The sequence below is a fragment of the bacterium genome (assembly GCA_024226335.1).
Classification (GTDB): domain Bacteria; phylum Myxococcota_A; class UBA9160; order SZUA-336; family SZUA-336; genus JAAELY01.
The window spans coordinates 1-1,076 of the sequence record JAAELY010000383.1 but is presented as its reverse complement, the minus strand read 5'-3'; the positions used below and the strand labels follow the sequence as shown (position 1 = coordinate 1,076).

Sequence of the window (1,076 nt, the reverse complement as noted above, 5' to 3'; positions counted from 1 at the left end):
CCCTGCGCCTGTCGCGAGAGCCCGACCCGCGAGTCCCCGCGACGCTGCGCGAGCGCGTCTGGTCATCGCCGATCTGGATCGACGCCTCGTAGTGGAACCGGGGCAAGTACCCGGTCTGACCTGCCCCCAGTGGCGGGACCGTCTTCTATGATGGCCCCGGCGAGGGCCCATCACCCAGGCAGTCCCCGTCCGACATAACACCCATACTCGGAGGTTCGCCGAAAACCCCATGTCCACACAAGAAACCGACTCGGACGACGCAAGCCAGGCGCTCAAAAGGAAGCTCCTCGACTTCGCCGCCGACTTTCCGTTCTTCAACCACATGGGCCTCGAGGTCGAGGACATCGGCCCGGGCTTCGCGCGCGTGAGCGTCGAGCTGGTCGACCACCTGCAGAACCCGAACGGGCAGATGCACGGCGGCGTGATTGCCACGCTCGTCGACATGAGCATCACCCAGGCCATGCTCATGACCGACACGTATCAGCGGGTGCGTGAGACCCGCGGCCTCATGACCAACGTGGATCTCCGCATGAAGTACTTGCGCGCCGTTGGCGCCGGCCGGGCGACCGTCGAATCGCGGATCGTGCACGAGGGCCGGCGTGTCGTGCACGCGGCAAGCACGGTCACCGACGACCGCGGCAAGACCGTGGCCCTCGGCGACGCGACGCTCATGATCGTGCTCGGCGAGGGATCGCCTAACGAAACGAAAGAGAAGGCGAAGGCACAGAAGAAGGACGAGGCATGAGCCCAGTGGCCGCGCCTGCCTCCTCAGAAGAAAAACTCTCGACGTCTATCTGCAGAACTGTGTTTCGAAACGAAAACTGGAATAGGGGAACCTGGCAATGGCTATCAGAAATGTCTTCGAGCATGTAAAAGAGCTTGCTTCATCAATGGAGAATATGAGGTTGAAGAGCTGAAGCGTGAACTAGCTGAAAATGAAGATCTTGTGCTGCTCGATATTCGGGAAATCCAGGAGCTGGTTGACAAAGGAACGATCCCAGGCGCAAAGCATGCGCCGCGCGGCATGCTGGAATTCTGGGCTTCGCCAGCAAGTCCCTACGCAAGGGATTATTTTG

At 61.0% G+C, this 1,076-nt stretch carries 2 protein-coding genes; both read left to right on the top strand.

Annotation, left to right across the window (positions count from 1 at the left end):
- On the top strand, nucleotides 1-92 hold a 92-nt coding region (locus GY725_19440; protein ID MCP4006358.1), incomplete at its 5' end, for a DUF3604 domain-containing protein.
- Nucleotides 93-229: 137 nt separating this feature from the next.
- Nucleotides 230-745, top strand: coding sequence for a PaaI family thioesterase (locus tag GY725_19435; protein MCP4006357.1), 516 nt, complete (start codon nucleotides 230-232; stop codon nucleotides 743-745).
- Nucleotides 746-1,076: the final 331 nt, after the last annotated feature.